Source organism: Polaromonas sp. P1_E1_2, assembly GCF_056406035.1.
The window spans coordinates 1-8,933 of record NZ_JBFUAZ010000116.1 but is presented as its reverse complement, the minus strand read 5'-3'; the positions used below and the strand labels follow the sequence as shown (position 1 = coordinate 8,933).

The 8,933-nt window shown below is 60.6% G+C and carries 8 protein-coding genes; 2 read left to right on the top strand and 6 right to left on the bottom strand.

The genetic code is table 11. The features are described from left to right. Both AC1D1P_RS08110 and tal read right to left on the bottom strand, forming a co-directional pair. Positions 1–905, bottom strand: a 905-nt coding sequence (locus AC1D1P_RS08110; protein ID WP_477672633.1) for a glucose-6-phosphate isomerase, incomplete at its 3' end; no start/stop codon positions are given. Positions 906–925: 20 nt separating this feature from the next. Next, positions 926–1,873 (bottom strand): transaldolase, encoded by a 948-nt coding sequence (gene tal / locus AC1D1P_RS08105; RefSeq protein WP_477672632.1) that lies wholly within the window; start codon positions 1,871–1,873, stop codon positions 926–928. Between the two features lie 141 nt (positions 1,874–2,014). Here tal and zwf point away from each other — a divergent pair, with 141 nt between their 5' ends. Both zwf and AC1D1P_RS08095 read left to right on the top strand, forming a co-directional pair. Next, positions 2,015–3,487, top strand: a complete 1,473-nt coding sequence (gene zwf / locus AC1D1P_RS08100) for a glucose-6-phosphate dehydrogenase (protein WP_477669916.1) — start codon at positions 2,015–2,017, stop codon at positions 3,485–3,487. Between the two features lie 138 nt (positions 3,488–3,625). Then, a complete protein-coding gene (locus tag AC1D1P_RS08095) occupies positions 3,626–4,471 on the top strand; it encodes a MurR/RpiR family transcriptional regulator (RefSeq protein WP_457282600.1) in 846 nt (281 codons plus the stop codon). A gap of 135 nt (positions 4,472–4,606) precedes the next feature. Here the strand turns inward: AC1D1P_RS08095 and AC1D1P_RS08090 are convergent, their stop codons facing one another. The 4 genes from AC1D1P_RS08090 to AC1D1P_RS08075 form a co-directional block, all read right to left on the bottom strand. Next, on the bottom strand, positions 4,607–5,944 hold the full coding sequence (locus AC1D1P_RS08090; protein WP_477672631.1) for a M20 aminoacylase family protein: 1,338 nt from the start codon (positions 5,942–5,944) through the stop codon (positions 4,607–4,609). 33 nt (positions 5,945–5,977) lie between these two features. Next, a complete protein-coding gene (locus AC1D1P_RS08085; RefSeq protein WP_477672630.1) occupies positions 5,978–6,838 on the bottom strand; it encodes a DUF3047 domain-containing protein in 861 nt (286 codons plus the stop codon). Between the two features lie 225 nt (positions 6,839–7,063). After that, positions 7,064–8,203 carry a porin gene (locus AC1D1P_RS08080; protein ID WP_477672629.1) on the bottom strand — a complete coding sequence of 380 codons (1,140 nt, stop codon included), beginning with the start codon at positions 8,201–8,203 and terminating at the stop codon, positions 7,064–7,066. Between the two features lie 355 nt (positions 8,204–8,558). Next, positions 8,559–8,933, bottom strand: a 375-nt coding sequence (locus AC1D1P_RS08075; RefSeq protein WP_477672628.1) for a porin, incomplete at its 5' end; no start/stop codon positions are given.

The following is an 8,933-nucleotide window of genomic DNA, read 5'->3' as shown; positions in this document are numbered from 1 at the left end:
GTGCGAAAGTGCTCATCCATGGCGTGCGCGCCGGCCAGCAGCTCGCGAAAGCCGGCTGCGCCAATGGCGATGGCTACCGGCAAGCCGATGGCCGACCACAGCGAATAACGCCCGCCCACCCAGTCCCAGAAACCAAAGGTGGTGCTGATGCCGAATTCGTTGGCTGCCGCGACGTTGGTCGTCAGTGCGGCGAAATGCCGGCTGATGTCGCGTCCGCCTTGCGCCTCAAACCAGCGCCGGGCCGAATGCGCGTTGGTCATGGTCTCGGTGGTGGTGAAGGTTTTGGACGCGATCAGGAACAGCGTGCTTTGCGGCTTGAGCCCCTTGAGCACGGTAGCCAGCTCGTCCCCATCCACATTGGAGACAAAGTGAACGCGCTTGCCGGTGGCGGCGAATTCGCCGAGCGCCAACACCGCCATTTGGGGTCCCAGGTCGGAGCCGCCTATGCCGATATTGACAACGTCGGTGATGGCGGCATCCGCGCGCACCTGTTCGGCATACGCCAGCATCGCGTCCAGCGTGGTGTGAACCTGGGCCAACTCGGTTGCTATATTTTTAATAGCTGCTGGCGCACGTTCATATTGGGCTACGGCCGGATTTCGCAGTAAAAAATGCATCACGGCGCGCTTTTCGGTGCCGTTGATCAGTTCCCCGGCAAACATCGCGTCGCGGTGCTGCTCCAGCCCGCACGCGCGCGCAAGGTCAAATAGCAAGGCCTGGCTGGCGGCATCGATCAGGTTTTTGGAAAGATCCGCAAAAACGTGGGGAGCGTCCTGGCTGAAGCTGGCGAAGCGATCCGGATCGGCAGCAAATGCAGCCTTCAGGTCGAAATCTTTGCCGGAAGCGGCATACAGCGCCTGCAGCGCAGGCCATGCGGAAGTCTGGTCGCAACGCGGTCGGTTCATGACGTGTCCTGTGCGGGAGGTTATGCGGCCAGCATCAGCTGCTCAAGTTTCACGGCATCGGCCGCGAAAGCGCGAATGCCTTCGGCCAGCTTCTCGGTGGCCATGGCGTCTTCGTTGAGCGCGTAACGGAATCCGGCTTCGTCAAAGTTCACTGGGGGCAAATCCAGCGCCGCTGCGGCTTTGGCATCGAGTGCGCGCGGCAACGCGACATCGCTGGCGGCAAGCTGGGCCAGCAGTTCCGGGCTGATGGTCAGGAGGTCGCAGCCGGCCAGTGCAGTGATCTGGCCCACGTTGCGAAAGCTCGCGCCCATCACCTCGGTGGCAATGCCGAAGTGCTTGTAATGGTTGTAGATCTCGCGCACCGACTTCACGCCGGGATCGTTGGCGCCGGACATGGCGRCTTCGTCCCAGGCGGCGCCGGCAGATTTTTTGTACCAGTCATAGATACGGCCCACAAAAGGTGAGATCAGCTGGACCTTGGCCTGGCCGCAGGCGATGGCCTGGCAGAACGAAAACAGCAGCGTGAGGTTGGTGTGGATGCCGCGCTGCTCCAGCTTTTCAGCCGCCTGTATGCCTTCCCAGGTGGCGGCGACCTTGATCAGCACGCGGTCAATGTGAATGCCTTCGGCCTGGTAGAGCTCGATGATGCGTTCGCCGCGTGTATACGTGGCGTTGGCGTCAAAGCTCAGGCGGGCATCAACCTCCGTCGAGACCCGACCCGGAATGATGGAAAGGATTTCGCRGCCAAAACGCACCAGCAGACGGTCCATGACTTCGTCAAGCGCCCGGCCCTTGAAGCGGCTCACGGTGTCTTTCAGCAGGGGCTGGTAGTCGGCCTTCTGCACCGCCTTGAGGATGAGGGAAGGATTGGTGGTGGCGTCCTGCGGCTTGAACTGCCCCAGTTGCTTGAAGTCACCGGTGTCAGCGACTACGGTGGTGAACTGTTTCAGGGCGTCAAGTTGGGTCATGGCTAGGTGGCTGGTCAAAACGCGGAGTGGTCCGGATGAAACACCGTGCTGTGCCTGGATGCAGGCATTTCACGGGTTCGATGTCGAGTTACCATTATGCCCATAGAATATGAAACTTTATTACCAAGACAATTTTTTACCATGAGTTTTGACCTCATCCTGTTTGGCGGCACCGGCGACCTGGTGTGGCGCAAGATCATGCCGGCCCTGTTCCAGGCCTTCCGCCACGGCTCGTTGCCGGAGGGCGGGCGCATTGTGGGCGTGGCACGCGACGATTTGTCGGACGACCAGTACCGCGCGCTGATCAAGTCCCGGTTTGACAATGTCGAGCTGGCCAAGCGGCCGAGCGAAGAGGAGTTCTCGCGCTTCGCGGCGATGTTGGGCTACCTGCGCATGGACCTTTCCAACCCGGCCGACTATGCCGCGCTGGCTGCGAAACTGCAGCAGCGGCCCGCCGACGTGGTGGTGATGTACGTGGCCACCGCGCCCAGCCTCTTCACCACGGTCTGCGAGCAGATCGCCGCCGCGGGCCTCAATGGCCCGCAGACGCGCGTGGTGCTGGAAAAGCCGCTGGGCCACGACTTGGCGTCCAACCGCGCCATCAACAAGACGGTACGCAGTGTTTTGAGCGAGCAGCAGATCTTTCGCATCGACCACTACCTGGGCAAGCCGTCGGTGCAGAACCTGTTTGCGCTGCGCTTTGGCAATTCGCTCTTTGAACCGCTGTGGCGCCGCGAGACGATTGCCAACATCCAGATCACCATCGCCGAAGACCTGGGCGTGGAAAAGCGCGGTGCGTTTTACGACAGCACCGGCGCGCTGCGCGACATGGTGCAAAACCATGCGCTGCAGCTGCTGTGCGCCATCGGCATGGAACCACCCATCAACTCGCACGCCGATGCCATCCGTGACGAAAAGCTCAAGGTATTGCGATCGCTGAAGGCCTGGACGCCTGAAACGCTGAGCCAGCATGTGGTGCGCGGCCAGTACGCGGCCGGCAACATCGACGGCGAAGCCGTGCCCGGCTACCGCGACGAAAAAGGCGTGCCCCCTGACAGCAGGACCGAAACCTTTGTGGCCCTGCGCACCGAGATCGCCAACTGGCGCTGGGCCGGTGTACCGTTTTACATCCGCACCGGCAAGCGCCTGGCCGGCCGCGATGCGCACATCGAGGTGAACTTTCGCCCCGCGCCGCACGCGATTTTCAAGTCGGCGCTGGCCGGCTCCAATGTGGCCAACCGGCTGGTGATCAACCTGCAACCCAAGGACGGCCTGGAGCTGCACCTGCTTGCGCAGGGTGCCGACCAGCGCACGGGAGGCCGCGGCACGCCTTCGCTGGCGCCGGTGCAACTGGACCTGGATTTTGACAAACGCTTTGGCTCCGAGCGCGTGGGCGCTTATGAACGGCTGCTGCTGGATGTGATCGACGGGCGCTTGAATCTTTTCGTGCGCAGCGACGAGCAGGAAGAAGCCTGGCGCTGGGTCGAGCCCATCATGGACAGCTGGAGCAGCCAGGCGAGTGCGCCACGGCCTTATGCCGCCGGCACCTGGGGGCCCAGCGCTGCGAGCGCGATGATTGCCAGAGACGGCTATTGCTGGTCCGAAGAATGTTAGCCCCCACGCTCCCCACTGCGTGTGGTTCGCTGCCCCCCGAGGGGGCGCCCCGCCCGCGGCCCGGCAAAGCCGGTTCCGCGGCTCGGACTGGTATTTGGCAGACCTGTGAGATCTTGCAGCGTAGGGAGGACAGTTCCCGTGCTTGATCGAATAAAGGCTTCATTGCCGTCACTGGCGCCAGCGGAGCAACGCGTGGGCCGGTTGGTGCTGGCCGATCCGCGGGCATTTGCCAATTTGCCGATCACGGAGCTGGCGAGCCGCTCGCATGTGAGCAAGCCGACTGTGGTGCGGTTTTGCCGCAGCATGGGTTATGACGGGCTGTCGGACTTCAAGCTCAAGCTGGCGGGCAGCGTGAGTGAGGGCGTACCTTTCATCCACCGCAGCGTGGACGCGGACGACAAGACCGGCGACGTGATGGTCAAAGTGATCGACAACACGGTGGCGGCGTTTTTGAAATACCGCAACGACGCGAGTTCCGTAGCCGTTGAACGGGCCGCCGACGCGTTGCTGGCCACTTACAACACAGGCAAGCGGATTGAGTTCTTCGGCGTGGGCAATTCGGGCATCGTGGCGCAGGATGCGCAGCACAAGTTCTTTCGCCTGGGCATCACCAGCATCGCCTACAGCGACGGCCACATGCAGGTGATGAGCGCCTCGCTGCTGGGGCCGGGCGACTGCGTGGTGGTGATCTCCAACTCTGGCCGCACGCGCGATTTGATGGACGCCTGCGACATCGCCCGCAAGAACGGCGCGACCACGATCGTCATCACGGTCACCGGTTCGCCGTTGGCCGCGGCCGGCAACATCCACCTGGCAGCCGACCACCCCGAGGGCTACGACCGCTACAGCCCCATGGTGTCACGCCTGATGCACCTGATGATCATCGACATCCTGGCAACCTGTGTGGCACTGCGCATCGGCAGCAAGCTACAGCCGCTGCTCAAGGAAATGAAAAACAACCTGCGCAATAAGCGTTATGCCTGAGACGGGCACAGACAGGTGAGGCGCAGACGTAGCTTGCGTCGCCCCGCCTGTGATGGCGGCCCCCTGGAGTATCAAGAAGAATTCACCCGCAGCCCATAAGGGGTGTGCGCGAGCAGCTATTAAATTAATAGCAAATCAGCGCAACGGCAGCGAACGTTCGACAATTCCTGCAAACAGCGCGGAGCCCAGCGGCAGAACGCTGTCATTGAAGTCATAGCAGCTGTTATGCAAAAAGCGGCTGCCCACGCCGCCCATGGTTCCGCCTTTGCCATCGGGCAACTGTTCGCCCTGGCCCAGGCGCAAGTAGGCACCCGGCTTGACCCTGAGCATGAAGGAAAAGTCTTCCGAGCCCATGCTGGGCTCAAGGTTGCGCACAACGTTCTCTGCACCCACGAGTTGTTCGGCGACGCTGGTGGCCAGCTCGTATTCGACCGGTGAGTTGATGGTGGCCGGGTAGATCCGCTCGTACTTGACGGTGGCCGTGGCGCCAAAGCCCTGCGCCACTGCGGCGCACAACTCCTTGAGGCGCCGCTCGACCAGGTCCTGCACTTCCGGTTTGAAGGTACGTACCGTGCCGACCAGTGTGGCATTGCCAGGCACCACACTCATCGCGCCCAGGTCGCCTGCCTGGATGGCACAAATGCTGATCACGGCGTTGTCCATGGCCTTGACGTTGCGCGAGACGATGCCTTGCACCGCGGTGATGATGTGAGCGGCCACCAGCACCGGATCGACCGTGAGATAGGCGTGTGCCCCGTGACCGCCCTTGCCGGTAATCTCGATGGTGATGCGGTCGGCTGCGGCCATCATGGGGCCGGGATTGATCCCGATGGTGCCAGGCTGCATCGCGGGCCAGTTGTGCATGGCGTAAATGGCTTGCACGGGAAAACGCTCGAACAAGCCGTCCTTGATCATCGCATCAGCACCGCCACGGCCTTCTTCCGCGGGCTGGAAAACCAGCACGGCATCGCCGGAAAAATTGCGCGTCTCTGCGAGGTAACGGGCAGCACCCACCAACATGGTGGTGTGCCCGTCATGTCCACATCCATGCATCAACCCGGCCTTGGCGGACTTCCAGCCAAATTCGTTGTGCTCTGTCATGGGAAGCGCATCCATGTCAGCGCGCAATCCGATCATGGGCTTAAAACCGGGTTGACCGGAAGCCTTGGCTGGCTGTTGACCCTTGATGACGGCCACAACACCTGTTTTACCGACACCGGTGTGCACCTCGTCTACGCCACATAACTTGAGCGCGTGCACTACCCGGCTGGAGGTGTAAACCTCTTCAAACCCGAGTTCCGGGTGGGCATGCAGGTCGCGCCGGAAGGCGGTCAGTTCGGGGTGGTACTGCGCTATTTGCGCAAAGGCCCGGCCGGAGGCGCGAAGCGGAGAGGGGCGGTCGGGGTTTGCAATATCTCCCGCTGCAGCAGGCTGAATGGATGAAGCACTTGGAAGATTGGCCGGAGCGCGCATGTCAGTGGGGTCCCGAGTTCAGCAGGTTAAATACTAGTCCTGAAGGGATAGCGGTGCAAATCCAGGGGTTTGTGAAACCTGCAGCAATTCCGGCGCCATTGCGGGCCTGGCCACCATGCTTGCAGTTTTGCTTTTGAAGCTGACGGGGCCGTACCATGCCTTGGTGATTTGGCGCGTGTTGTCGCTGTCAGTCATGATGGCGACACCGACCAAAGCGCCGGGCGGCTCGCCGAAGGCCTTTTGGTAGTCGGCACGAATGTCACGCTGGTAATCGAGCCAGCGATCAAGGCGGCCGGGACCGGATTCGATCACCACTTTGCGGATCCGGTCGGTCCGTGTATTGATGATCACGCTTTCTGGCGCGCTGTGAGAGCCCCAGACATACATGAGAGTCGCATAAGGCAGCGGCTCGCCTGTCAGTGCCAATGCAAGCTCTGAAAGCATGGCGTTCTTGGCGGAAAACTTCGACCTGTCACCTTCAAAGGCCAGGACCACACGCACGGGTGAATCATCGCTGTCGCGTTGCGTCATGTCCGCACCCGTAATCATCTTCGGCACCTTCCAGGAAAAGCCCAGGGTTCCAAGTTCTGCGGGCTCTATACGCAGGTTTTGCCGCAGCATGCTGGCGGCGCTGTCGGATTCACCGAGGATGGCATTGCGCCCGTCCATGCGCACAGCACGGTAGCGTGTCGACTTCTTGCCCGGAAATGTGCAGTGCTGCCACTTGATGGCATCTGCGGTAGTGCTTGTGGACGACGCCGAAGTCCAGTCGACGTTCGTGCCTGCTGCAGGTGCGGAAGGTGCGAATCCCGCACAACCCGCGATAAGGAGCACGCAACCGGCAGCCAGCAAACGCAACGTGCACAGGAAAAAGTGGCGATGTAGCAATGGCATTGAGAGATTGGGGCTGACGACGATGAACCGTAGTATCTATTGCGAGTTGACTCAAATAGCAGAACCTGCGCATTTAACGCGGCAGATGCGGAAAAGTTTCACCAATTTCAACGACTCACGGCATCAAACGTGTACATGTGTCTTTCTTCACGAAAAAAGCCGCCCCGGGTTACCCCGAGACGGCTTTCAGATTCTCATCAAAAACTGGCTTAAGCCAGCTTCAGATTAGAACGTGTGGCGAACACCAGCAGCGAACAAGGTTTTCTTGTCGGTACGGGTCAGGTCCGTTGCGGACTCGCCCTTGACATTGGTGTAACCGGTGTACAGCGTGGTGCGCTTGGACAGGTCATAGGTACCCAGCAGGCTGTAGCCGGTGCCTTTGCGGCTGATACCGGCGAACTCGCTCTTGGTACGGGTATAACCAGCAGCAATGGAAGCGGCGCCAAACGGAACGCTCACGCCCACTTGGTATTCCTTGTCCTTGGCATCCACACCAGCGGCGATCAGGCCCTTGGCGGTGTTGTAGCTACCGACGAGCTTGGCAACGCCGAAGTCATACGTAGCGCCCAGCAAGTTGTACTTGCGGGTAGTCACGAGCGGAGATGGGGTACCTGCGTTGCTGGCAGCGGAAGCGATGCTGTTGGCGCCAAGGCCGTTCGCGCCGGAGAACATCGTGCTGATGCCGTTGGACTTTTCAGCCTGGTAGCCGTAACCGACCAGCAGAGGGCCATTGGCGTACTTGATGTGGGCGCTGGCGCTGCTGGAAGCAGAAACCGTTGCCGACTTGTCTTCACCAAATGCGTACATCACCGAACCGCTGAAGCCAGAGAAAACTGGGGAGTCATAACGGATGGAATTGTTGGCACGGTTGCTGTAGTCTTGCAGACCAACGCCCCACACGGTGCCGGTGGTGGCGAACGTGTTGGAGTCATACGTGTTGTTGGTAGCGCCGCGCAGCGAGTCGTAAGCGGTGTACTGGCGACCGAGGCGAACTTCACCGAAGCTGCCTTTCAGGCCCACGGAAGCGGTACGGCCAAACAGGACGCTGGCCGAAGCGGTTGCGCTGCTGCCGCCGGCATTGGCCAACGCACCGCTGTCAATGCCGAAGCCGCCTTCGAGGGTGAACACAGCAGCCATGCCGCCGCCGAGGTCTTCGCTACCGCGCATGCCCCAACGCGAGCTGCTCAAGCCGCTACCGTCGACCTTGCTGTTGCTGATGCTGGTGTTGGTGGTAGCCGATTGAACTTTAACGTTCTCTTGACCAACGAATGCATCGGCAACGCCGTACAGGGTCACAGAGGATTGGGCATGTGCGACGCCAGCGGTTGCAGCGAGTGCAGCCAGGGCGATAAGAGTCTTTTTCATTGAGAGTTTCTCCAAGGTTAAACATAGGGCTCCGGCACGGGGACCATTTCAGACTTTCGCCTTTATGGCACCACCAGAGACCCGGGCCAACCCCCGTTTCGGGAAGTTGGGTCTATTGCACCAGACTGGGCTTCAATTCGCAAAGGAATGCCCGAAAAAACAGTCAAGCCGTTGTGCTCAAGCCACAAATRGGCGGGGACCCGTGGAAAAGAAACAACGCCAGCGAAAACCCAGGATTTCTGCTTGCCAGAATCGGCTTTTTAGCCAGATTTCAATCGACCCAAAGAAAAAAGCCGTTTCACTGAAACGGCTTTTGAGAGAACCCAGGCAAGCCCGGGTTTAGATCCAACCTGGATTAGAACGTGTGGCGAACGCCAACACCGTAGGTGCTGGTCTTGCGATCGGTCACACCGGCACCGGTTTCCTTGCCGCTCTGAACACCAGCGTACAGGTTCGTACGCTTGGAGAGCGCATACAGACCAGCCAGGCTATAGCCGGTACGCTTCAGCTCGGAAGCACCAGCTGGGCGGGTGCTCTTGGAGCGGGCATAACCGCCGGACAGGGTGAACGTGCTGTTGACTGGGAAGTCAAGGCCAATTTGATACTCTGTCRCTTTGTCCTGTGCCAAACCGGTCACGGGGGTGGTGCCGTTCTTCACAGTACCGTAAGCGCCGAGCAGCTTGACCACGCCGAAGTCATACGAACCGTTCAACTGCGTGTACTTGATGGC